Annotated in this window: 20 protein-coding genes and 1 riboswitch; of the genes, 12 read left to right on the top strand and 8 right to left on the bottom strand. The window is 58.0% G+C overall.

The window, feature by feature from the left end:
* Nucleotides 1-212 precede the first annotated feature (212 nt).
* Entirely contained in the window at nucleotides 213-1,268 is a 1,056-nt protein-coding gene (locus B195_RS10985) for a tetratricopeptide repeat protein (RefSeq protein ID WP_003445178.1), read from the top strand.
* Between the two features lie 81 nt (nucleotides 1,269-1,349).
* On the opposite strand, the gene B195_RS10980 is transcribed toward B195_RS10985, so the two are convergent.
* The 5 genes from B195_RS10980 to B195_RS10960 form a co-directional block, all read right to left on the bottom strand.
* A complete protein-coding gene (locus tag B195_RS10980; protein WP_003445176.1) occupies nucleotides 1,350-1,727 on the bottom strand; it encodes a response regulator in 378 nt (125 codons plus the stop codon).
* 78 nt (nucleotides 1,728-1,805) lie between these two features.
* The gene (locus tag B195_RS10975) at nucleotides 1,806-2,987 is read right to left on the bottom strand and encodes a hybrid sensor histidine kinase/response regulator (RefSeq protein ID WP_037001748.1); all 1,182 of its coding nucleotides are present in this window, start codon (nucleotides 2,985-2,987) and stop codon (nucleotides 1,806-1,808) included.
* Complete coding sequence (locus B195_RS10970; protein WP_029612660.1) at nucleotides 2,984-3,589, bottom strand: chemotaxis protein CheB; 606 nt, start codon at nucleotides 3,587-3,589, stop codon at nucleotides 2,984-2,986. Before B195_RS10970 ends, B195_RS10975 begins: the two co-directional genes overlap by 4 nt.
* Nucleotides 3,586-4,410, bottom strand: a complete 825-nt coding sequence (locus B195_RS10965) for a protein-glutamate O-methyltransferase CheR (RefSeq protein ID WP_003445169.1) — start codon at nucleotides 4,408-4,410, stop codon at nucleotides 3,586-3,588. The genes B195_RS10970 and B195_RS10965 overlap by 4 nt, the downstream gene beginning before the upstream one ends.
* A complete protein-coding gene (locus tag B195_RS10960) occupies nucleotides 4,411-7,908 on the bottom strand; it encodes a response regulator (RefSeq protein WP_003445167.1) in 3,498 nt (1,165 codons plus the stop codon). It abuts the gene before it with no gap.
* Nucleotides 7,909-8,165: 257 nt separating this feature from the next.
* Between B195_RS10960 and B195_RS10955 the strand changes: the two genes are divergently transcribed.
* The 5 genes from B195_RS10955 (at nucleotide 8,166) to cobM (ending at nucleotide 11,034) form a co-directional block, all read left to right on the top strand.
* Nucleotides 8,166-8,528 carry a response regulator gene (locus tag B195_RS10955; RefSeq protein ID WP_003445165.1) on the top strand — a complete coding sequence of 121 codons (363 nt, stop codon included), beginning with the start codon at nucleotides 8,166-8,168 and terminating at the stop codon, nucleotides 8,526-8,528.
* 60 nt (nucleotides 8,529-8,588) lie between these two features.
* A riboswitch (cobalamin riboswitch) is annotated at nucleotides 8,589-8,804 on the top strand.
* A gap of 95 nt (nucleotides 8,805-8,899) precedes the next feature.
* Nucleotides 8,900-9,088, top strand: a complete 189-nt coding sequence (locus B195_RS10950) for a CbtB domain-containing protein (protein ID WP_003445163.1) — start codon at nucleotides 8,900-8,902, stop codon at nucleotides 9,086-9,088.
* A gap of 11 nt (nucleotides 9,089-9,099) precedes the next feature.
* Entirely contained in the window at nucleotides 9,100-9,801 is a 702-nt protein-coding gene (locus B195_RS10945; RefSeq protein WP_003445160.1) for a CbtA family protein, read from the top strand.
* A complete protein-coding gene (locus B195_RS10940) occupies nucleotides 9,798-10,211 on the top strand; it encodes a cobalamin biosynthesis protein (protein ID WP_003445158.1) in 414 nt (137 codons plus the stop codon). The genes B195_RS10945 and B195_RS10940 overlap by 4 nt, the downstream gene beginning before the upstream one ends.
* A gap of 76 nt (nucleotides 10,212-10,287) precedes the next feature.
* Nucleotides 10,288-11,034 carry a precorrin-4 C(11)-methyltransferase gene (cobM, locus tag B195_RS10935; RefSeq protein WP_003445156.1) on the top strand — a complete coding sequence of 249 codons (747 nt, stop codon included), beginning with the start codon at nucleotides 10,288-10,290 and terminating at the stop codon, nucleotides 11,032-11,034.
* A 95-nt stretch (nucleotides 11,035-11,129) separates the two neighbouring features.
* On the opposite strand, the gene nfuA is transcribed toward cobM, so the two are convergent.
* Together nfuA and B195_RS10925 are read right to left on the bottom strand one after the other, a co-directional pair.
* Entirely contained in the window at nucleotides 11,130-11,714 is a 585-nt protein-coding gene (gene nfuA / locus B195_RS10930) for a Fe-S biogenesis protein NfuA (protein ID WP_003445154.1), read from the bottom strand.
* A 111-nt stretch (nucleotides 11,715-11,825) separates the two neighbouring features.
* Nucleotides 11,826-14,123, bottom strand: coding sequence for a fatty acid cis/trans isomerase (locus tag B195_RS10925; protein WP_003445152.1), 2,298 nt, complete (start codon nucleotides 14,121-14,123; stop codon nucleotides 11,826-11,828).
* A 153-nt stretch (nucleotides 14,124-14,276) separates the two neighbouring features.
* Here B195_RS10925 and metH point away from each other — a divergent pair, with 153 nt between their 5' ends.
* From metH to B195_RS10905, 4 genes are all read left to right on the top strand, one after another.
* Entirely contained in the window at nucleotides 14,277-17,987 is a 3,711-nt protein-coding gene (gene metH, locus B195_RS10920; RefSeq protein WP_003445150.1) for a methionine synthase, read from the top strand.
* Between the two features lie 109 nt (nucleotides 17,988-18,096).
* On the top strand, nucleotides 18,097-18,315 hold the full coding sequence (locus tag B195_RS10915; RefSeq protein WP_003445148.1) for a DUF2970 domain-containing protein: 219 nt from the start codon (nucleotides 18,097-18,099) through the stop codon (nucleotides 18,313-18,315).
* Nucleotides 18,316-18,670: 355 nt separating this feature from the next.
* A complete protein-coding gene (locus B195_RS10910) occupies nucleotides 18,671-20,329 on the top strand; it encodes a nitrite/sulfite reductase (protein ID WP_003445145.1) in 1,659 nt (552 codons plus the stop codon).
* On the top strand, nucleotides 20,313-20,807 hold the full coding sequence (locus B195_RS10905; protein WP_003445144.1) for a DUF934 domain-containing protein: 495 nt from the start codon (nucleotides 20,313-20,315) through the stop codon (nucleotides 20,805-20,807). The genes B195_RS10910 and B195_RS10905 overlap by 17 nt, the downstream gene beginning before the upstream one ends.
* A gap of 92 nt (nucleotides 20,808-20,899) precedes the next feature.
* Here the strand turns inward: B195_RS10905 and sohB are convergent, their stop codons facing one another.
* Nucleotides 20,900-21,922, bottom strand: coding sequence for a protease SohB (gene sohB / locus B195_RS10900; protein ID WP_003445142.1), 1,023 nt, complete (start codon nucleotides 21,920-21,922; stop codon nucleotides 20,900-20,902).
* A gap of 207 nt (nucleotides 21,923-22,129) precedes the next feature.
* On the opposite strand from sohB, the gene B195_RS10895 reads away from it, so the two are divergent.
* Nucleotides 22,130-22,840 carry a histidine phosphatase family protein gene (locus tag B195_RS10895; RefSeq protein WP_003445140.1) on the top strand — a complete coding sequence of 237 codons (711 nt, stop codon included), beginning with the start codon at nucleotides 22,130-22,132 and terminating at the stop codon, nucleotides 22,838-22,840.
* Between the two features lie 55 nt (nucleotides 22,841-22,895).
* Nucleotides 22,896-23,210 carry an SCP2 sterol-binding domain-containing protein gene (locus B195_RS10890; protein ID WP_003445138.1) on the top strand — a complete coding sequence of 105 codons (315 nt, stop codon included), beginning with the start codon at nucleotides 22,896-22,898 and terminating at the stop codon, nucleotides 23,208-23,210.
* Nucleotides 23,211-23,216: the final 6 nt, after the last annotated feature.

Here is a 23,216-nt window from a genome sequence, read left to right as displayed (position 1 = left end):
GGTTGGTCGCATCCAGCCATTTTTAGCCCCGTGGTCATTCGGTCACGGGGCTTTTTTTGGCTCTGGTTTTTACTGTTCGCAACCTCGTAGGCACTTACCGGGGCTGCGATCTGCAGCGTAGCGCCAGCGCGGCTTGCCGGATCAGGGTTTGACTCCAACCGGCTACTGTCCCAATCTTGTCCCTCAACCGCACGCCTGTTTCTGGATATTGCATGACCCAGCCTCGCCGTTACCTCGCTATCAGTCTTCTGTCAGCGCTTATCGCAGCCGGTCTCTGGTATTGGATGCGCCCCGCGCCAGCCACAAAAGCGCCTTCTACAAGCAGCAGTTATTCGGTTGCCCTTGCCCAGGCGCACAACGGTCAACCCGGTGCGGCCCGGGTGCTCTATCAGCAATTGGCCCGCACCGACCTGTCGGACATCCGCCGTGCCAGCCTGCATGCAGAATTGCCCAACTACCCCAGCCCCCAGGCACTGAAACTGGCGGACGCCGACTTGCAGCACCCTTCACCGCTGGTCCGTCAGGCGGCGATCCAGAGCATTGCCGGGCTGGTACCCAACGCCCAGCGCACGCTATTGCTGGGGCCGTTGCTGGATGATCCCGAACAAAGCGTACGCTTTACCGCCGCCAGTGCACTGCTGGGCTTGTCTCCTGATGAGCAAGGCCTGTATTTCGCCCCCTTGCAGCAGGTAATCGACGAATACGAACGCGATCTCAAAACCCGCCCCGACGATCCCCAGGCCCAGGGCCAGCTCGCCCGTCTGTATCTGCATGAAGGTCAGCTGGATGAAGCCCAGGCCGCTCTGGAAAAAGTCACCGCCCTGGACCCGGAAAATCTCAAGGCCGTGGTTGCTCAGGTGGAGTTGCTGGATAAGCGCGGGCAAACCGACCGGGCGCGTGAATTGCTGGCCAGGCAGCTGGAGGAGCATCCCGAGTCTGCTTATTTGCAGCATGCGCTGGGTATCTGGCTGCTTAACCACGGGCAGACTGAATACGCCCTGCTGGGTCTGGCCAAAGCCGTAGAGCTGGAGCCTGATAACAGTGATTACCGTTACAAACTGGCGATTGCCCTGCACGATCTTGATCAACTGGAAGCCGCGCAACGCCAGCTTGAGGAGCTGTTGCAACGCCAGCCGGCCAATCGCAAGGCGCGCGTGCTGTTGATTCGCTACTGGAAAGAGTCCGGGCAAATACAGAACGTTCAGGTACTGCTGGCGCAGATGGAACAGTTGAACCCGGATGACCCGGCGCTGCAGCAGGGGCTTTGACCCCCTTTGCCTGTCTGTACCTGTAGGAACGAGCTTGCTCGCGAGCTTTTAACCGCTCGCGAGGCAAGCTCGCTCCTACAGTCAGGCCAGCAGTTTCTGGATCTGTTCCTGCAGGGTGTCGAGGTCGAACGGCTTGGCCAGGATCGGCGCCGTCAGGGTGATCGGGCTACCGGTGTCGCGGATTTCTGCCGGGTAACCACTGATAAAAATGACCTTGAGGTCCGGCCGCAGCTTGAGGGCTGGCTCGGCAATCTGAACCCCCGATATACCACCGGGCAGACGAAAATCAGTCACCATCAGGTCCAGATGCGGTTTGCTCGCCAGAATCTCGAACGCCTGCTCGCCGTTTTCAGCCTGCAGCACTCTATAACCTTCACCGGACAGGTAGGCGCTGAGAACCATCAGGATCGAGGGATCGTCTTCGACAATCAGAACTACATCTTGCGCATCTTCACTCATGGGAAACCTTATTCCGGGCAATTGCTGCAATTTCGACCGCAGGCCACGCCATAGGTTGCGGCTAATTCAAGTCTTTTGTTACAGAGGCAGACAAACCCTGAACGTGGCACCTTCACCCAATGCACTGTGAACCGAGATTTGCCCGTCGTGGGCGGCAACGATCTGCTCCGAGATGTACAGCCCCAAGCCAAGGCCGGTAACCACGTGACTGCCGGCTATGCGCTCAAACTGGTGGAAAATCCGCTGCTGGTTTTCTTCGCTGATGCCAATGCCCTGGTCACTGACTTCGATCACGGCCCAGGCACTGCGGGTATACACAGATACATCAATCGGTTTTTTGGCCCCATAACGCAGGGCATTGGTCAGTAAATTGGAGACCACCTGTTCAATTCTGAACCCGTCCCACTGCCCGACCACCGGCTGCTCTGAGCTGTAGTTGACGCTCGAACCCGCCGCGCTGATTTGCGCAGCAAAGCTCTCCAGCAAATTGCCCACCGCGGCTGACAAATCAAATTCTGACGGCCGGATCGACAGTTTTCCGGTGCGGATGCGCGACACGTCAAGCATGTCCTCGATGAGACGGATCAGGCTCTGGATCTGACGCTCATCGCGCTCGACCATGGCCTTCATCTTGTCCAGCGTAAAGGCTGACGCGTTGTCGCGGGCCAGGTGCATCTTGCGCAGCTGGGTTTCCAGGATCAGCCCGTTAAGCGGCGTGCGTACCTCATGGGAGACAATCGACATGAAGTCGTCGCGCATGCGCACTGCATGTTCGAGCTCGACCTGGGTCAGTTGCAACTGTGCCAGCAATACTTCCTGCTCGCGGCGGCTTTGCTCAAGGGCTTCGACCTGCTGCTTGACCGCCTTGCGCTGGCGATAAAGGTCGACAAACACATTGACCTTGCTCTTCACCGCATGGATATCCAGCGGTTTGTGCAAAAAGTCCACGGCCCCGCTTTCATAGCCCTTGAAGGCGTAGTTCATCTCGCGCCCGGCGGCACTGACAAAGACGATCGGGATACTTTTGGTTTTCTCCGTACCGCGCATCAACTCGGCCAGTTCAAAACCGTTCATGCCGGGCATTTGCACATCCAGAATGGCGATGGCGAATTCATGCTGCAGCAACAATGACAATGCTTCGTCCGCAGACAACGCTTTGTAGACGGTGCGATCCTCGCCTTTGATCAACGCTTCCAGCGCCAGCAAATTTTCCGGCAGATCATCAACGATCAGCAACTTGGCTTGAATATCACTTTTCAGCATTCGATTCGTTCCAGCTCGCATAGCAAACGGCCGATGCCGCGCAAAGGGAGGATGTAGTCAGGTTTTATCCGGTCCAGTGCCGCTTGGGGCATGGTCGCAACCAGGGCCTCTTGCGGGTCCTGGACAATGGTCACGCCGCCGCGCTGTTTGACGGTGTACAGCCCCTGAGCGCCGTCCTGATTGGCACCCGTCAGTAATATGGCGGCCAGCCGGTGTTGATACGCATCGGCCGCCGACTCAAACAGGTAATCGATCGCCGGCCGCGAGTAATGCACCCGCGCCTCCTGGCTGAACGAGAAGCTATAGTCGCCCTCCACCGACAGGTGATAGCCGGGAGCCGCGAAATACACGGTTCCCGGGCTGATCGGTTCCTTGTCGGTCGCTTCCTTGACCCTGAGCGCCAGACGCCGGGCAAACACCTCGGCCAGCTGGCTACGGTGGGCATCGGGCAAGTGCAGGACCACAATGATGGGCAGGCCGAAGTCGGGGCCCAGGCCTTCAAAAATAGCCAACAAGGCTTCAACACCCCCGGCCGATGCCCCGACTACCACGGCATCCACAGGTCTCAAGGGCGAAGACGCTACGGTTATGTCATTCATAGCTTGCGGTAGATCCGTTCTTGTTTGAGCAGGGGCGCAAACTGTTTGCTGTAGTCCGAAAAATCCAGGGTTTCCTTGCTGCCCAACATCAGGAAACCACGGTGGCACAGCGACTCATGAAACAATCCGAATGCTCTGTTTTGAAGATTCTTATTAAAGTAGATCAGTACGTTGCGACACGAAATCAAATGGGTTTCGGAAAATACGCTGTCGGTCGCCAGGCTGTGATCGGCAAATGTCACGTTTTCACGCAGTGTCTTGTCAAAAATCGCATAGTCGTAGGCGGCAGTGTAGTACTCGGCAAACGAACGCTGCCCCCCGGATTTTTGGTAATTCTGGGTATAGGCGCGAACGTTCTCCAACGAGAAAATCCCTTGTCGGGCCTTTTCCAGGGAGCGCGGATTGATATCGGTGGCGTAGATGATGGTGCGATCCAGCAGGCCCTCTTCACGCAGCAAGATGGCCATCGAGTAAACCTCTTCTCCGGTACTGCAACCTGCAATCCAGATTTTCAGTGAGGGATAGGTCTTGAGCACCGGCACCACTTCCTGGCGAATGGCCAGAAAGTGCTCCGGGTCGCGAAACATCTCGCTCACCGGAATGGTCAGGAACTGCAGCAACTGCATAAAGGCCGTCGGGTCATGCAGTACCCGTTCCTGCAGGGCCGATATGGTCTTGCATTCGAACTGACGCAACGCATGATGTACCCGGCGCTTGATGGACGCGCCGGAGTAGTCGCGGAAGTCATAGCTGTATTTGAGATAGATCGCTTCGATCAGAAGGCGTAACTCTATGTCGTCGTTTCGTTGCGTTTGTGGCACTTAGAGTCGTTCCATTTTCGGTAGCCAGACACGGATCAACGAAAAGAGTCGGTCCAGATCAATAGGTTTGGCCAGGTAATCATTGGAGCCTGCCTGCAGGCACCGATCCTGATCGTCTTTCATTGCCTTGGCCGTCACTGCAATGATCGGCAGCTTGCGCCAGCGCGGGTCCTTGCGAATTTCTACGGTGGCTTCGTAGCCGTCCATCTCCGGCATCATCACGTCCATCAATACCAGATCGATATCATCGGTCTCGTTAAGACGCTCGATGGCTTCACGGCCATTACGGCCAATGACCACGATAGCGCCCTTATGCTCAAGGGCACTGGTCAGGGCGAAGATGTTGCGCACATCGTCATCCACCAGCAAAATCTTGCGCCCTTCGAACACCCTGTCGCGGCTACGGGCGGTCTTGAGCATGCTTTGCCGCTCATGGGACAACTGCGATTCAACTTTGTGCAAAAACAATGTCACTTCATCGAGCAAACGCTCCGGCGAACGCGCGCCCTTGATGATGATCGAGCGGGAATACTTGCGCAGCTCTGCCTCTTCATCCCGGGTCAGGTTGCGCCCGGTATAGACGATGACCGGCGGGAACGAGCAGATGTCCTCGGTAGACATGCGCTTGAGCAGGTCGTTGCCCAGCATGTCCGGTAATTTGAGGTCGATGATCATGCAGTCATAGATGTTGCTGCGCAGCAGTTCAAGCGCCTCATGGGCGAAGCCTACGGCGGTGATTTCGATGTCATCGTCGCCGATCAGGCGGGCAATGCTGTGGCGCTGCAAATCATCATCTTCCACCAGCAGAACCTTTTTCACCTTCTGCGTAAGCTTGGCTTCCAGGCGCGCGAATACGTTTTTGAGCTCTTCGCGGCTGGTCGGCTTGACCGCATAGCCCACGGCGCCCATGTGCATCGCAGCTTCGACCCGATCTTCCACGGATATGACGTGAACCGGGATATGCCGGGTCGGCGCCAGCGCCTTCAGGCGCTGCAGCACCGTCAGCCCGGAATGATCAGGCAGGCGCATATCCAGCAGAATCGCATCAGGAATAAATTGTGTCGCCAGGCTGAAGCCTTCATCTGCGCCGTGGGCCACCAGGCAGTGATACCCCAATTCATGCGCCAGATCGAAGAGGATACCGGCAAAATTAGGCTCATCTTCGATCACCAGGATACAACGTCCGGTAAAGGGACCTTTTTCCCGGTCATCCATGAACCGCGGGATGTGCTGGGGCGCAACAATCGCCGCGGGCGCTGCTGGCTTGGGTACGACAGCAACCACTGGCACCACAGCGCTGACAGGCACCCGGGCTGGTGGCTCGGCGTTTTCCACAAACTGTTCGGGCATGACCAGGGTAAATACGCTGCCCTGCCCCGGCACGCTACTGACACTGATGGAGCCACCGAGCAATGTCGCCAGATCCCGGGAAATCGACAGGCCCAGCCCCGTCCCGCCATAACTGCGGTTGGTGGTGCCATCGGCCTGGCGGAAGGCTTCGAAAATGCTTTCCAGCTCTTCGGCGGCGATCCCTATCCCGGAATCCGCGACGCTGAACGCTATGGCGGCATCCGGCAGAGCCGACACGGTCAGGCTGACCTGACCCTTGGCGGTGAACTTGATCGCGTTGGACAACAGGTTTTTGAGCACTTGCTCCAGACGCTGGCTGTCGGTGTAGATCATGCCCGGCGTGCCGGGCTGTACCTCAACCCGGAACTGCAGGGACTTGTCCCCCGCCAGCGGCTCGAACATACCGCGCAAACCTTCGACTACACGGCTGACACTGGTGTTTTCGGGACGCACTTCGAGCTTGCCGGCTTCAACTTTGGAGATATCCAGAATGTCGTTGATCAGGTTGAGCAAGTCATTGCCCGCCGAGTAGATAGACTCGGCGAACTTGACCTGTTCGGCGCTCAGGTTCTCCTGGGGGTTTTCCGCGAGCAGCTTGGCCAGAATCAACGAGCTGTTGAGCGGGGTCCGCAGTTCATGGGACATGTTGGCGAGGAACTCGGACTTGTACTTGCTGGAGCGCTGCAGCTCCAGAGCGCGCTCTTCAAGCTGCACCTGGGCCTGATTCAGTTCGGTATTCTTGAGGTCCATCGCGTCTCGCTGACCGGCCAGGGCCAGTGCCTGTTCCGCCAGCTGTTCGTTGGTTTGCTCAAGCTCCGCCTGCTGGGTTTCAAGATGCGTCTGGGATTCCTTGAGAATCTGCGATTGCTCTTCGAGCTCTTCGTTCGCGGTCTTCAGCTCTTCCTGCTGCACTTGCAGCTCTTCGTTGAGCTGCTGGGTTTCGGCCAGCACTTCCTGCAGGCGCTGACGGTAACGGGCGGCTTCAATCGACATGCCGATATTGTCGGCAATCAACTCAAACAGTTCGACATCACGCTCCGTCAGTGGCCGCAGGAAGCCCAGTTCAATGACGCCATTGACCCGGTCATCGTCGCTGGTAGGCACCACCAGCACGCTGCGCGGTGTGCCTTGCCCAAGACCTGAGCTGACTTTCAGGAAGTAGTCCTCGGGCACATCGTCCAGGCGTATCAGCTGGTCTTGCCGGGCCGCCTGCCCGACCAGGCCTTCGTCATTGTGTATCAACTGATCCCGGGCTTCTTCCTCTCGGGAAAAACCATAACTGGCCACCCGTTTGAGGCCGCCGTGGTCTTCGCGTACATACACGGCGGCAACCACTGTGCCGAGGTACTGGGCGCAGAATTGCAGAATGTTGCGCCCCAGCATATTCAGGGTCAGCCGGCCCAATACCTGCTCCGCCAGTTCGGTTTGACCGTTACGCAACCAGGCCTGCTGTTCCAGGCGCTGCGCAGTCTTAATTTGTAGCTCGAGGTTGTCGCTGTAACTCTTTGAAAGATCGAGTAAATCGCGACGACCTCTGTAGGCCAGAAAACCACTCAAGCCGAGTACAAACACCAGGTAAAGGCCAATACTGACGAGGGTGGTTTTACTCACATCTTCATTGCGGGCAACTCGCAGTTGCTGCTCCATGGCAACGAAGTCTTCGAATTCCTTGCGGATTTCATCGCTCAGGCGCTTGCCACGTCCGGCCTGCACTGCCGCCCTGTAGTCGCCGCTCTGGCGGCGCATATCGATCATCGACTGGGCGTAGTTACTCCAGTCGGATTGCAGGGCTTCGAGACGCTTGAGGCGATCAATTTGCTGCGGGTTGTCGCCGACCAGCTCTTTCAGCCCCTTGAGTTGGGCCATGATTTGCGGCTTTGCCACTTCATAGGGGTCAAGAAAATGCTCATCACCGGTAATCAGGAAGCCGCGCATGCCGGTTTCAAGATCCACTGACAGCTTCACCGCCTCGTTGGCGTTGTTAATCACCCGGTCGGTGTGTTCGACCCACTGAATGACCGACAGCAGGTAGCTGATCATGGCTACAAACAACACGGCGCTGAGCACACCCACACCCAAGGGCAAACCGACGTTGCGGCTCAGGAGCTTGCGAAAGCTCTGCTCATCTACCGAAGCTGGTGCATTCATATTTCAGTCCCGTGTACGGTGGTCAAAATTGAGAGTTTGACGGATTCTCGAGTAAAAATTCTATTTTTCTTATGAAGTGGTAGCCAATTCCTACAGTGAAAAAGGATTTAGCTGCTTGCAACAGCTATCCTAACAAAACTTGTACAGGCATTTTTTTTGTACAACGGCGGAACTAGGTTGGGGTTCCAGCTTACTGATAGAGCAAGCAAATTCAGGTTTGCCCCCACCCGCGCTCAATTTCATTCGGGATAACCATTATGTCTGCAACACCCTCTACCATTCTGGTGGTCGAAGACGACGCCATTGTTCGTATGTTGATCGTTGACGTACTGGAAGAGTTGAAATTCAACGTGCTCGAAGCCGAGGATGGCGAGAGCGCCATGGAACTGCTCGAAGACCGGGGCAACAGGATCGATTTGCTGATGAGCGATGTGGGGATGCCGGGGATGGATGGCAAGACCCTTGCCAATAAAGCCCGCGAGCTGCGACCACAGTTACCTGTGCTGTTTGCCAGCGGCTATGCCGAGAACATCGATGTACCAGCCGGCATGTTTGTGATCGGCAAACCCTTTTCCATCGACCAACTGCGCAACAAGGTCAAAAGCATCCTCGCCGTCTGAAGTTGACTCTGCACCATTGCATGGGCAGCTGATTTGACGGCTCCCGCGTAGCTGTGCTCTCCTACACATCTTGTATCAGGTGCCCTTCACAGGGTGAAACGGGAAACCGGTGCGTCAGGCGTTAATTGTCCGACCAGTCCGGTGCTGCCCCCGCAACGGTAAGCGAGAGAAACATCACAACCACTGTGCACCCTGCATGGGAAGGAGATGTTTGCAGGCCCACACCACGTGAGCCCCTCGCAAGCCCGGAGACCGGCCTGGTCATTACCAATAACAAACCCGCGGTGGGCGGGCGCTGTTAAACCCTGCGAGCTTCGTTCGCGGGGTTTTCTTGCGCTCTTGTGCCCGCTGTCTGACCAGAGGGAAGCGCCATGTCCATCAGCACCAGCCGTACTCACTCCGCTGCCACCAGCGCCACACGAAGCCAACGTATCGTTGCTGCCGTCGGCGCTGCGGTGCTGGGGGCTTTGCTCGTCTACTTCGCCGGTTTCTCGCATATTGCAGCCGTACACAATGCAGCCCATGACACCCGTCATAGTTCAGCCTTTCCGTGCCATTGAGGTTGCCTGCCATGATTAAGCGTATAGCTCAGACCGCAGGCTTCACCGGCTTGCTGGGCGCTTTGCTGCTCACCCTGCTGCAAAGCTTTTGGGTCGCCCCTCTGATTCTGCAGGCGGAAACCTACGAAAAACCCGCCGCCAGTGAAGTGCACGAGCACGACGCAGGCAGCATGGCCGGCCATAGCCACGACGACGAAGCCTGGGAGCCTGAAGACGGTTGGCAGCGGGTACTATCGACCACCGGCGGTAATCTTGTGGTGGCGGTCGGTTTTGCCCTGATGCTGGCGGGCCTGTATACCCTGCGCGCACCGACCCGCACCTCCCAGGGCCTGCTGTGGGGGCTGGCCGGCTATGCGGTGTTCTGCCTGGCGCCAACCCTTGGCCTGCCGCCCGAGTTGCCGGGCACTGCCGCCGCCGATTTGCTGCAACGCCAGCTCTGGTGGGTCACCACTGCCGCATCCACTGCAGTGGCCATCGCGCTGTTAGTGTTTGGCAAGCACTGGGCCCTGAAAGTGCTGGGGGTTGCGATTGTGCTGGTACCGCATATTTTTGGTGCGCCCCAGCCCCTGGTGCATTCCAGCCTGGCTCCGCAAGAGCTGGAAGCGCAGTTCAAGATCGCTTCGCAACTGACCAACTTCGCCTTCTGGCTGGCATTGGGCGTGATCAGCGCCTGGTTGTTCCGCCGCAAGCCTGAAGCTCAGTACTCGGCATGATTGCTGCGGGCACCGCGCCAATCCTGGTGATTGGCCTGGGCTGCCGTCAGGGTTGCAGTGTCGATGACCTGCTGGCCCTGATTGAACAATCCCTGAGCCAGGCGGGAATCGCTCTGCAGGCGGTTCACGCCCTGGCCAGTATTGATCTCAAGCGTGATGAGGCGGGACTCATCCGGTTGGCGGCGCAGTTGAATCTTGCGTATGAGGTTCTAAGCGCGCAGCAACTGGCCCCGTTTGCGCCCCAATTGAGTCAGCGGTCAGCCCGGGCGTTTGCCCTCACCGGCTGCTTTGGCGTGGCCGAAAGTGCTGCACTGGCCCTGGCCGAACAGCTGGGTGGCGCGCCGGCCAGACTGCTGATTACCCGCCAGAACTCGTCTGCGGCCACCTTTGCATTGGCCTGTGCCGGGTAAAACCCGCGATAATCCCCTGCTTCACTATGAGCGTTGTTCACGAACAGCTCTATCCAGACCCTTTCAAGAGACTGCCATGACTGTTTATTTCATCGGTGCCGGGCCCGGCGATCCAGAGTTGATTACCGTCAAGGGCCAGCGCTTGATCCGCAGCTGCCCGGTGATTATTTACGCCGGTTCACTGGTGCCGGAGGCAGTCCTTGAAGGCCATCAGGCTGAGCAAGTGATCAACAGTGCAGAGCTGCACCTTGAGCAAATTATCAGCCTGATCAAGACCGCCGATGCCAAAGGCCAGGATGTGGCCCGCGTGCACTCGGGTGATCCGAGCCTGTATGGCGCCATTGGCGAGCAAATCCGCTGTTTGCGCGAGCTGGGCATTGCATTTGAAATCATTCCGGGGGTGACCGCCACAGCCGCCTGCGCTGCCATTTTAGGCGCAGAACTGACCCTGCCGGACATCTCGCAAACTGTGATCCTGACGCGTTACGCGGACAAGACCCGGATGCCTGCAGGCGAAGAGCTGGAGAGCCTGGCGCAACACAAGGCGACCATGGCGATTCATCTGGGGGTCAAGAACCTTGAGCGAATCATCGAGGAGCTACGCCCCCATTACGGCAGTGACTGCCCTGTTGCAGTCATTCACCGGGCCAGCTGGCCGGACCAGGACTGGGTGCAAGGCACCCTGGATGACATTCTGGACAAGGTCCGGGCCAAGGGCTTCAAACGTACGGCACTGATTCTGGTGGGCCGGGTACTGGCCAGTGACAGTTTTTCCGATTCATCGCTGTACCGTGCCGGGCATGCGCATCTGTATCGCCCATAAGTACCTGGCTGCCACAGATTCCGGACATAAAAAAACGGTGCTCACGGGGCACCGTTTTTTATCAGCTACGCAGCGTACACCCTGTTACCGATGACTCAGTAGTAGGCGTTTTCTTTCTGCGAGTGGTCGGTCACATCACGTACGCCTTTGAGCTCGGGCACTCGCTCCAGCAGCGTGCGCTCGATGCCTTCACGCAGGGTAACGTCAGCCTGGCCGCAGCCCTGGCAACCGCCACCGAACTTGAGGACCGCAATACCGTCTTCAACCACTTCAATCAGGCTGACCTGACCGCCGTGGCTGGCCAGACCGGGATTGATCTCGGTCTGCAGGTAGTAGTTGATACGCTCGTTGATCGGGCTATCGGCGTTAACTGTTGGCACCTTGGCGTTTGGCGCCTTGATGGTCAGCTGGCCGCCCATGCGATCGGTGGCGTAGTCCACCACGGCATCGTCAAGAAACGGTTCGCTGACCGAGTCAATCCAGGCCGTGAAGGTTTTCAGGCCCAGTGCGGTATCTTCGGGTTTCACTTCATTGGGCTTGCAGTAGGCAATGCAGGTTTCAGCGTACTGGGTGCCGGGCTGGGTGATGAAGACGCGGATGCCGATACCCGGGGTGTTCTGCTTGGATAGCAGATCAGCCAGGTAATCGTGGGCGGCGTCGGTAATCGTTATGGCGCTCATGGAATCTCCTCGCAGACATGTGGGGCAGTTTACGCCAATCGGCGCGCCTGACAAAGTCCTAGTATTTTTGTCAGGAAAGCAGCCCCGTCCAGTTCAAAATAATCGGTACGACTACAGGTTCTCGTAACGGTTCATATCCAGCACGCCCGCCTCTACCGGGTCGGTTTCATTGATGTACTGGCCAATATCGTGGAAGTAATGCCAGAACTGCGGATTGCTGCGACGTATCCCCCAGCGCTCGACAATGGTGTCGAAGGTCGACTGATCCTTGCATTGCTCCATCGCCTTGACAAAGGCTGGCACCTCATCTGCCGGGATGTTGAACATAAAGTTCGGATAGCTGCTGAGTACCCCAGGGTAAATGGTCAGGGTATCCAGGCCCGGTTGCAGCCGGTATTCCTCACCGAGCATGAACGCCACGTTGGTGTGCGCGCGGTTGCGCAGCATGCTGTACATCTCGCGCTTGCCGTCGGCGCCCTCGATACGCAGCATGGTGGCTTCGGGCAACTGGTTGATCACCGCCAGCCCCGCTGCAGGACGTGAGGTCAAACTGCTCAGGGATTGCTCTGCGTACTGGAACTCCCGGGCGATGCCGGGCCGTGAGCAGTACGCCCCGGTGCAGCGGTTGATCGGGTCTGGCCGCGCATTGAGGGTGCCTGTGCGCTCGATCAATTTGAGCGCGAAATCGCGCTTGGGGTCGACCGGGTCCAGCTTGATGCCCGTCGGGGTGTCGGCATCGATTTTTTGATAGTCGAGCCACATCTTCAGCTTGCCGCTGTTCTGGTACCAGTCACTCAAGATGCCCGCCCGGGAATCGGCCGGCATCAAACGCAGGAAGTTGACCTCGGCACCATTGCGGATGAGGTCGAAGTACAAACGCGTCTGCGCCTGATGGGAGACGTTGCCGAACACATCGAAGTTGACTGCCAGCTGGTAGTAGGTGCGCTCCAGCAACGGGTAGTCGAACAACCACAGGGTTTGCGGCACGTCACCGATCAGGCCCTTGCTCACGCTGGCGCTGTCAAAGTGCCGGAAAATGGTCAGCAACGCGTTGTCGTTGCCCGCCCACAGGGTCGACCAACTGGGCGGTGTCATTTCGGCATAGGCTTGTTGGCGCAACTTCTCATAGTCGTTGCGCTTGTCGCGATAGTTGTGCCACAGCGAAATCACACTGCCCACATCATCGATTTGCCCCGGCATCGCCAGCAACGGCGTGGCCTTGCCCCGATAAGCGGCATCGGTGACATAGCGATCGTGGGCAGGCTCCTGGAACACGGTCCAGAAGTTGTCGCGAATCACGTCCGTGGCAATTTGCCCACGGCACACCGGGCCGCGGATAAAGGTGCGCACGAAATATTCCGAGTTATCGAGCATGAACTGGTAACGCGCAACTGCCGGTATGGCCTCGAAGGTTTCAAACGGATTGGCCCGGCCGCGCGGCCCGTAACCCGGCAATGAGGTGGCGTGCCAGTCACCGCTGTAGAACAGCTGTTTGACCCGTGCCAGCTTGTGCGCGCCCATCGGGTAGGTGATGTGGGTCTTGTGCACGATCACGCCCTGGACCGGCATCAAGCGATAGAAAAACTCGGTGCCCGGATCGTCATTCGGCCGGCGTGTGGCAATCAGGTCAACCGGCACGCCGCTGGGCGTACGCGAGCGCACCCATTGAAAGTAATGCCCCGGCACACCGTTATCGAAATAGGCGTGGGCCAAAAACAAATGCTCATACAACCAGCGCGCGACCAGGGCTTCGGTTGAACCCGGGCGATTGAGCAACTCTTCCCATTCGGCGATCTGTTGCGCTTCCTCGACGCTCGGCCGGATTGCGTTTTGATCCACCGGCGCGCCCTGGGCCAGCCAGGTTTGCACGGTTTGATATTGCTGATCGGTAAGCCCGGTCACGGCCAACGGCATCCCTTCCTTGGGGTGCTTTTGCGCATAGGCATTGAACTCCCCCGGGGCCGGGCAGGCGTTTTGACGGTTCAGGCCCAGCACAATCTCTTCAGGCAACTTGGCATTGGGGGTCAGCGGTGCGCTGTGGCCCAGTTCCAGCATCCGCGCCATTAATGCTGCTTGCGCGCCCTGGGCATCGAGAACCGAGTAAAAGCCCTTGTTGCGCCATTCAATAGGGCCACTGGCATCGTAGAAGATCCGGGTCGGGGCTACGGCGGTGGTTCTGTCGCCCTGGTACACCGGGACTTTGCTTGCTCCGCGGGTCGAGCCTTCGGCGCTGCCAAGGTTCAGCTGGCAGGCGGCATCGTTGCAGGCGTGACAGGCAACGCATTTCTCAGTGAGGATCGGCTGTATGTCCCGGGTATAGGAAATAGCCGGACTTACCAGCGGGGTTTGTCCCAGCGCTGTACTGCACACCACCAGCGTCACGGCGCCGGCGAGTAGGCGAAAAAACATGTGCCATTGTCCTGATATCAATAGATGTCGCAATTCTACCCATGGAACACCCGCACCAACATGAATCAAATTCATGTAAATTAGCGAACGCTCAAATCCCACGCAGGTTTGTTATGATTTCGCATCTTTTGCATGGCTCTTACAGGTAGTCCTATGTCTGACCGCAGCGCTCGTCTCCAAGCACTTCAGCAAGCCCTCAAAGAGCGCATTCTGATTCTCGATGGCGGCATGGGCACTATGATCCAAAGCTACCGCCTAGAGGAACACGACTATCGTGGCACACGCTTCGCCGACTGGCCGAGTGATGTCAAAGGCAACAACGACCTTTTGATCCTCAGCCGCCCCGATGTGATCGGGGCCATTGAGAAGGCGTATCTGGATGCCGGTGCCGATATTCTCGAAACCAACACCTTCAACGCCACCCAGGTATCCCAGGCCGACTACGGCATGCAGGCCCTGGCCTACGAGCTGAACGTAGAAGGCGCACGCCTGGCGCGCAAAGTCGCCGACGCCAAAACCCTGGAAACCCCGGACAAACCACGTTTTGTCGCGGGCGTGCTCGGCCCTACCAGCCGTACCTGCTCCCTGTCGCCGGACGTGAACAACCCCGGCTATCGCAACGTGACCTTCGATGAACTGGTGGAAAACTACACCGAGGCCACCAAAGGCCTGATCGAAGGCGGTGCCGACCTGATCCTGATCGAGACCATTTTCGACACCCTCAACGCCAAAGCCGCGATCTTTGCCGTACAGGGCGTGTTTGAAGAGCTGGGTGTCGAACTGCCGATCATGATTTCCGGCACCATCACCGATGCTTCCGGGCGTACCCTGTCCGGCCAGACCACCGAGGCATTCTGGAACTCCATCAGCCATGCCAAGCCGATTTCGGTCGGTTTGAACTGCGCCCTGGGTGCCCGTGAGCTGCGCCCGTATCTCGAAGAGCTGTCGAACAAGGCCGACACCTATGTTTCCGCTCACCCCAACGCAGGCCTGCCCAACGAGTTCGGTGAATACGACGAACTGCCGGCCGAAACCGCCAAGGTCATTGAAGAGTTTGCCCAGAGCGGCTTCCTGAACATTGTCGGTGGCTGCTGCGGCACCACCCCGGGCCATATCGAAGCCATCGCCAAAGCCGTGGCCGGTTACGCCCCGCGCCAGATCCCGGACATTCCCAAAGCCTGCCGCCTCTCGGGTCTTGAGCCCTTCACCATCGATCGCAGCTCGCTGTTCGTCAACGTCGGCGAACGTACCAACATCACCGGCTCTGCGCGCTTCGCCCGACTGATCCGTGAAGACAACTACACCGAAGCCCTGGAAGTGGCGCTGCAGCAGGTTGAAGCCGGTGCGCAAATCATCGACATCAACATGGACGAGGGCATGCTGGACTCGAAGAAGGCGATGGTGACCTTCCTCAACCTGATTGCCGGTGAACCGGACATCTCCCGGGTGCCAATCATGATCGACTCCTCCAAGTGGGAAGTCATCGAAGCGGGCCTCAAGTGCATTCAGGGCAAGGGCATCGTCAACTCCATCAGCATGAAAGAAGGCGTGGAGCAGTTCATCCATCACGCCAAACTGTGCAAACGCTACGGCGCCGCCGTGGTGGTGATGGCGTTTGACGAAGCCGGCCAGGCCGACACCGAAGCGCGCAAAAAAGAAATCTGCAAACGCTCCTACGACATCCTGGTCAATGAAGTCGGCTTCCCGCCACAAGACATCATTTTCGACCCGAACATCTTTGCCGTGGCCACCGGTATCGAAGAACACAACAACTACGCTGTGGACTTTATCAACGCCTGTGCCTACATCCGCGACGAGCTGCCGTATGCACTGACTTCCGGCGGTGTGTCCAACGTGTCCTTCTCGTTCCGCGGCAACAACCCGGTGCGTGAAGCCATCCACTCGGTGTTTTTGCTGTATGCGATCCGCAACGGCCTGACCATGGGTATCGTCAACGCCGGACAGCTGGAGATCTACGACCAGATCCCGGCTGAATTGCGCGACGCCGTGGAAGACGTGGTGCTCAACCGCACCCCGGACGGCACCGACAACCTGCTGGCCATTGCCGACAAGTACAAGGGCGACGGCAGCGTCAAAGAGGCCGAAACCGAAGAGTGGCGTGGCTGGGAAGTCAACAAGCGTCTTGAGCACGCGCTGGTCAAGGGCATCACCACCCATATCGTCGAAGACACCGAGGAGTCGCGCCAGTCGTTCAAGCGTCCGATCGAAGTCATCGAAGGGCCGCTGATGTCCGGCATGAATATCGTTGGCGATCTGTTTGGCGCCGGCAAAATGTTCCTGCCCCAGGTGGTGAAATCCGCCCGCGTGATGAAACAGGCGGTGGCGCACCTGATTCCCTTTATTGAACTGGAAAAGGGCGACAAACCGGAAGCCAAGGGCAAGATCCTGATGGCCACGGTTAAAGGCGACGTGCACGACATCGGCAAGAATATCGTCGGCGTGGTCCTGGGCTGTAATGGCTACGACATCGTTGACCTCGGGGTGATGGTGCCGGCAGAGAAAATCCTGCAGGTGGCCAAGGAGCAGAAATGCGACATCATCGGCCTGTCGGGCCTGATTACACCGTCGCTGGATGAAATGGTCCACGTGGCCCGTGAGATGCAGCGCCAGGACTTCCATCTGCCGCTGATGATTGGCGGCGCGACCACCTCCAAGGCTCACACGGCGGTCAAGATCGAGCCCAAGTATCAGAATGATGCGGTGATTTACGTCACCGACGCCTCCCGCGCCGTAGGTGTCGCGACACAGTTGCTGTCCAAGGAGCTGAAGCCCGGTTTCGTTGAGAAAACCCGCCTCGAATACATTGAAGTGCGTGAACGCACCGCGAACCGCAGCGCCCGTACCGAGCGCCTGAGCTACCCCGCTGCAATTGCCAAGAAGCCACAGTTCGACTGGAGCGACTACCAGCCGGTCAAGCCGACGTTTACCGGGGCCAAGGTGCTGGACAACATCGACCTCAAAGTGCTGGCCGAATACATCGACTGGACGCCGTTCTTTATTTCCTGGGATCTGGCGGGCAAGTTTCCGCGCATCCTGACCGACGAAGTGGTCGGCGAAGCGGCCACCGCGCTGTATGCCGACGCTCAGGAAATGCTGGCCAAGCTGATCGATGAAAAGCTGATCAGCGCCCGTGCGGTGTTTGGTTTCTGGCCGGCCAACCAGGTCAACGATGATGATCTGGAGCTCTACGGCGACGATGGCCAGCCATTGGCAAAACTGCATCACCTGCGCCAGCAAATCATCAAGACCGACGGCAAGCCGAACTTCTCGCTGGCCGACTTTGTCGCGCCCAAAGACAGCGGCGTAACCGATTACGTGGGGGGCTTCATCACCACCGCCGGTATTGGTGCCGAAGAAGTAGCCAAGTCCTATCAGGATGCGGGCGACGACTACAACTCGATCATGGTCAAGGCCCTGGCTGACCGTCTGGCCGAAGCCTGCGCCGAATGGCTGCACCAGCAGGTACGGACCAAATACTGGGGGTATGCCAAGGACGAACAACTGGCCAATGACGAACTGATCAAGGAGCAGTACAGCGGTATCCGCCCTGCCCCGGGCTATCCGGCCTGTCCTGATCACACAGAAAAAGGCACCCTGTTCGCCCTGCTGGACCCTGAAGCACAAGAGATGCGCGCAGGCCAGAGCGGTGTATTCCTGACCGAGCACTACGCCATGTTCCCGGCGGCGGCGGTCAGCGGCTGGTACTTTGCTCACCCGCAGGCGCAGTACTTTGCCGTGGGCAAGGTCGACAAGGACCAGATTGAAAGCTACACGGCGCGTAAAGGTCAGGACCTGAGCGTGACGGAGCGCTGGCTGGCGCCGAACCTGGGCTACGACAACTAAACAACCTCTGCCTCTACAGGAGCGAGCCGTTAAAGCTCGCTCCTGCAGTCAAGTGGTATGCATCCCTTGAACTATGCTGTGTTCACAGCAACTCAATAGTGGGGGATATATGGACGATCCAGCCAACAACAAGCCGCCTACCTTATGGCAAGTGTTGCACAGCGTATTGGCTGCAGCCTTTGGCGTGCAAAGCGCAAAAAACCGCTCTCGCGATTTCACCCACGGCAAACCCGCTCAGTTTCTGATCCTGGGCCTGCTGTTTACCCTGTGTTTTGCGCTCACCCTGTTCGGCATCGTCAAGCTGGTGCTGTATCTGGCCGGGGTTTGATTACTGGTGACTCACCCAGAAGACGGCCGTTGAGACCACCAGGATGACAAGAAAGAAAATGGCCCATGCATCGACCTTGCTGTCGCTTTTACGCACTTTGACTGGAGTACTCATCGCATCGCCTTTTTTCGGTTTTATGGGTGAATGCTTGAAGACTTGGGCTCAGTTAAGTTCAGTAATGCCCTTCCCACAAGTAAGGCATTGAGAATCAGACTCTTATAGTCGTTTTGGTTCTTTGCATATGCTTAAACATCACTTTTGCGCATAACTACAAGCTGGTATCGTGCCTTGCTCCTTGGGGAGTGCGCGGCCGTGCGCGCAGATAAGCTGTTAGCAGCCTGAGAACAGGACCTATATGTACGTATATGACGAGTACGATCAGCGGATCATCGAGGACCGCGTCAAGCAGTTCCGGGATCAGACCCGACGCTATCTGGCAGGTGAGCTGAGCGAAGAAGAGTTCCGCCCCCTGCGCCTGCAAAATGGCCTTTATGTCCAGCGTTTTGCCCCGATGTTGCGGGTCGCCGTGCCCTATGGCCAGCTGACTTCGCGTCAAGCGCGAATGATGGCCAAGATTGCCCGCGACTATGACAAGGGCTATGCCCACATCAGTACCCGCCAGAACGTGCAATTCAACTGGCCGGCGCTGGAAGACGTGCCGGACATTCTGCAAGAACTGGCGACAGTGCAAATGCACGCCATTCAAACCAGCGGCAACTGCCTGCGCAACGTCACCACCGACCAGTTTGCCGGTGTGGCTGCCGATGAACTGATCGATTCGCGCCCTTGGTGCGAGATCGTTCGTCAATGGACCACGTTCCACCCGGAATTCGCTTACCTGCCGCGCAAATTCAAAATCGCCATCAATGGTTCGGCCTCTGACCGTGCCGCCATTGAAGTCCACGATATAGGCCTCGAGCCGGTGTTCAACGACGCCGGTGAACTGGGCTTCCGCGTGCTGGTGGGCGGCGGTCTGGGCCGTACTCCGGTGATCGGCGCCTTCATCAATGAATTCCTGCCGTGGCAAGACTTGCTGAGCTACCTCGAAGCCATCCTGCGGGTTTACAACCGCTACGGCCGTCGTGACAACAAGTACAAGGCCCGGATCAAGATCCTGGTCAAAGCCCTGACCCCGGAAGTGTTCGCCGAACGCGTTGAAGCCGAGATGGTTCACCTGCGCGGTGGTTCCAATACCCTGACCGAGGCTGAAGTCCAGCGCATCGCCAGGCACTTCGTCGACCCTGACTACAAAGTACTGCCCGACTTCAGCGCCGAACTGGCTGAACTCGACCAGCAGCACCCGGGTTTCGCCCGCTGGCGTACCCGCAACACCCTGGCCCACAAGAAGCCGGGCTATGTCGCCGTTACCCTGTCGCTCAAGCCTACAGGCGTAGCGCCGGGCGACGTGACGGACAAGCAGTGGGATGGCATCGCCGACATGGCTGATCGCTACAGCTTCGGTCAACTGCGTACTTCCCACGAACAGAACATCATCCTGGCCGACGTCGAAGAAAACCAGTTGTTCGCCATGTGGGGCGAGTTGCGTGAACAAGGCTTCGCCACCCCTAACATTGGCTTGCTGACCGACATGATCTGCTGCCCGGGCGGCGACTTCTGCTCCCTGGCCAACGCCAAGTCGATCCCGATTGCAGAATCGATCCAGCGTCGCTTTGACAACCTGGATTACCTGTTCGACATCGGCGAGCTTGACCTCAACATCTCCGGCTGCATGAACGCCTGTGGTCACCACCACGTCGGTCACATCGGGATTCTGGGCGTCGACAAAAAAGGCGCCGAGTTCTACCAGGTCTCCCTGGGTGGCAGCGCCAGCCGCGATGCCAGCCTGGGCAAGATTCTCGGCCCCTCGTTCGCCCAGGACGCCATGCCGGACGTGATCGAAAAGCTGATCGATGTGTACGTTGAAAGACGTACCGAAGATGAGCGCTTCATCGACACCTACCAACGTATCGGCATCGACCCTTTCAAGGAGCGCGTCTATGCAGCGAATAATTAAAAACAACGAAGTGATCGACGAAACCTGGCACTTGCTGCCAAAGGACGTCAGCTTTGATGACATCTCCAACTGCGACGACCTGATCGTGCCGCTGGCGCTGTGGCGCGAACATGGCCCGGCACTCAAGGCCCGTGATGGCGGCCTGGGTGTGTGGCTGGACAGCGATGAGGAAGCCGAGGAACTGGGCGATGACGCGGCGAATTTCCAGGTCATTGCCCTGAACTTCCCCGCTTTCACCGATGGTCGCAGCTATTCCAACGCCCGCTTGCTGCGTGACCGTTATGGTTACAAAGGCGAATTGCGCGCGATCGGCGATGTTCTGCGCGACCAGCTGTTTTACCTGCACCGCTGTGGCTTCGATGCATTTGCCATCCGTGCCGACAAAGACCCCTATGAAGCACTGCAGGGCCTGAAAGATTTTTCAGTCACCTATCAGTCTTCTACAGATGAACCGATGCCGCTGTTCCGACGTCGTTAATCATCTGAGGAACCCGTGTCACACGGCATGCCTGTGACACGGGCCACTCCTGAGCCCTTGCGTGGCTCAAAGAGTGCCCAAAGACAGCAGCTTTACCAGAAACGCTGCTGCGTCAAACGGCTCCACAGAGAGTCAACCACCCGCTCTGCCGAACTGCTGGCCGCCAGGCCAACGCGCTCCTGCAAGCTTTTACGCTGTGCATAGTGCAAGTGGTAAAGATGAGCGTCCCTGGCACGCTCCGACAAATACTCGTCGCTGGTTTTAAGTTCATCCACCAGCAGCTTGTCGACTGCAGCAACCCCCAGCCAGACTTCACCGGTGGCCACTTCATCGATCGCCAGCTGCGGGCGGTACTTGGCGACAAAGTTCTTGAACAGCTGATGGGTGATGTCCAGATCCTGCTGGAACTTCTCCCGGCCCTTTTCAGTGTTTTCGCCAAACACGGTCAGAGTGCGTTTGTACTCGCCGGCGGTCAGCACTTCGTAATCGATGTCGTGCTTTTTCAGCAGGCGATTGACGTTGGGCAACTGCGCCACAACCCCGATCGAACCCAAAATCGCAAAGGGCGCGCTGATAATTTTCTGACCGATACACGCCATCATATAGCCGCCGCTTGCCGCGACCTTGTCGATACAGATGGTCAGCGGAATCCCCGCCTGACGAATACGCGCCAGTTGCGACGACGCCAGGCCGTAGCTGTGAACCATGCCGCCACCACTTTCCAGACGCAGTACCACCTCATCGGCAGGGGTAGCCAGGGCCAGCAGAGCAGTGATTTCGTGACGCAGGCTTTCAGTGGCCGATGCCTTGATATCGCCGTCGAAATCCAGCACGAACACCCGAGGTTTTTCTTCAGGCTGCTTTTTCAACTTCTTGTCGGTTTTGGCCTGCTGTTTACGCAGCGACTTGAGCTGATCCTTGGGCAACAACGACTGCTCCAGCGTGTCCCGCAGTCCTTTATAAAACTCGTTCATCTTGTTGACCTGCAACTGCCCTGCAGAGCGGCGGCGACCTTTGCCGCGCAATGCCGCAATCACCACCAGCACTACCACAATGGCAATCACCAGGGTCACGGTCTTGGCCAGAAAACTGGCGTAATCGGCAAAAAATTCCACAGACTCTCCTTAATTAGCATGCGACCCTCGGGTCAGGGCCGCGTAATGCCCCCAGCATACCGGCGTGACCCTCGCCCTGCCAGCCGCGATACAGCCTTGTCGGCAGGCCCATACAGGCGATTCAAACGAGCGTATGTTTTTTCATTGACAGGTTCCTGCCTTCCTCCTAACCTCGCCAGACTTTCAACCGAGCGGGATGACGCGAAAGTGGGCAGCATCTACTTGATAAGACATGGCCAGGCCTCGTTTGGCGCCGACGACTACGACATGCTGTCGGCCCTGGGTGTGCGCCAGGCAGAGATCGTGGGCCAGCATCTGGTTGATCTGGATCTGCGCTTTGATCGCTGCATCTCCGGCGACCTGCTGCGCCAGCAAGACACCGCTCGCCATGCACTGGCACAGTTCACGGCTGCCGGGTTGCCCGTTCCCGCCCATGACATTGACTCTGCCTTCAACGAATTTGATGCTTTCGCCGTGCTCGGTGCCCTGCTTCCTGGCCTGTTGCCAGACGAACCTGACGCCATAACAGCCATGAACAATGCCGCCCACAACCCGGCAGAGTTCCAGCGTATCTTTGAACTGATCATCGCGCGCTGGCTCAGCGGTACCTACGACACTCCCGGGCTGGAAACCTGGCTGGGCTTCGTTGAACGGGTTCAGGCAGGCCTGAACCGGATTCTCGACCTGGCCCGCAACGACCAGACCATCGCCGTGTTCACCTCCGGCGGCACCATCACTGCCTTGCTGCACATACTGACCCAGATTCCGGCCAGCGACGCCTTCAAGCTGACCTGGCAAATTGCTAACACCTCGCTCAGCCAGCTCAAGTTCCATGGCCGCGAGGTCATTCTGGCTTCCTTCAACAGCCAGGTGCATCTGCAACTGTTGAAGACGCCGTCACTCATCACCTATCGTTGAGCGTCGGCAACCGCGACCTGAGGGTCGCAGTAACCCAACCTAAAAGGATCGAACCATGACTTCTGTAGCTGATGCCGTTCAAGCAATGAAAGCCAAATTCAACCCAGCCGCTGCTGCCGGTCTGGACCTGGTATTCGGTTTTCGCATTGATGACACCAAAAACTTCTCGCTGATCATTAAAGACAGCACTTGCGAACTCCAGGAAGGCGAGAACCCGGACGCACAGGTAACGCTGGTCATGGACGGCGAAACCCTGGAAGGCATCGTCAGCGGCGAAACCGATGGCATGCAGGCGTTCATGGGCGGCAAACTGCGCGCTGAAGGCGACATGATGCTGGCCATGAAGCTGAGCGAACTGTTCCCTTCGTAAGCCACA

Origin of the sequence: Pseudomonas sp. Lz4W (assembly GCF_000346225.2) — a bacterium.
Lineage (GTDB): Bacteria > Pseudomonadota > Gammaproteobacteria > Pseudomonadales > Pseudomonadaceae > Aquipseudomonas > Aquipseudomonas paraversuta.
This window is presented reverse-complemented; position numbering and strand designations above follow the sequence as displayed.

Coding starts and splice junctions, on each gene's coding strand:
- B195_RS10955 (WP_003445165.1), top strand. CDS start 8,166: ATGTCTGCAACACCCTCTACCATTCTGGTGGTCGAAGACGACGCCATT.
- metH (WP_003445150.1), top strand. CDS start 14,277: ATGTCTGACCGCAGCGCTCGTCTCCAAGCACTTCAGCAAGCCCTCAAA.
- nfuA (WP_003445154.1), bottom strand. CDS start 11,714: ATGAGCGCCATAACGATTACCGACGCCGCCCACGATTACCTGGCTGAT.
- cobM (WP_003445156.1), top strand. CDS start 10,288: ATGACTGTTTATTTCATCGGTGCCGGGCCCGGCGATCCAGAGTTGATT.
- B195_RS10890 (WP_003445138.1), top strand. CDS start 22,896: ATGACTTCTGTAGCTGATGCCGTTCAAGCAATGAAAGCCAAATTCAAC.
- B195_RS10960 (WP_003445167.1), bottom strand. CDS start 7,908: ATGAATGCACCAGCTTCGGTAGATGAGCAGAGCTTTCGCAAGCTCCTG.
- B195_RS10905 (WP_003445144.1), top strand. CDS start 20,313: ATGCAGCGAATAATTAAAAACAACGAAGTGATCGACGAAACCTGGCAC.
- B195_RS10940 (WP_003445158.1), top strand. CDS start 9,798: ATGATTGCTGCGGGCACCGCGCCAATCCTGGTGATTGGCCTGGGCTGC.
- B195_RS10980 (WP_003445176.1), bottom strand. CDS start 1,727: ATGAGTGAAGATGCGCAAGATGTAGTTCTGATTGTCGAAGACGATCCC.
- B195_RS10970 (WP_029612660.1), bottom strand. CDS start 3,589: ATGAATGACATAACCGTAGCGTCTTCGCCCTTGAGACCTGTGGATGCC.
- B195_RS10925 (WP_003445152.1), bottom strand. CDS start 14,123: ATGTTTTTTCGCCTACTCGCCGGCGCCGTGACGCTGGTGGTGTGCAGT.
- B195_RS10910 (WP_003445145.1), top strand. CDS start 18,671: ATGTACGTATATGACGAGTACGATCAGCGGATCATCGAGGACCGCGTC.
- B195_RS10985 (WP_003445178.1), top strand. CDS start 213: ATGACCCAGCCTCGCCGTTACCTCGCTATCAGTCTTCTGTCAGCGCTT.
- B195_RS10950 (WP_003445163.1), top strand. CDS start 8,900: ATGTCCATCAGCACCAGCCGTACTCACTCCGCTGCCACCAGCGCCACA.
- B195_RS10945 (WP_003445160.1), top strand. CDS start 9,100: ATGATTAAGCGTATAGCTCAGACCGCAGGCTTCACCGGCTTGCTGGGC.
- B195_RS10915 (WP_003445148.1), top strand. CDS start 18,097: ATGGACGATCCAGCCAACAACAAGCCGCCTACCTTATGGCAAGTGTTG.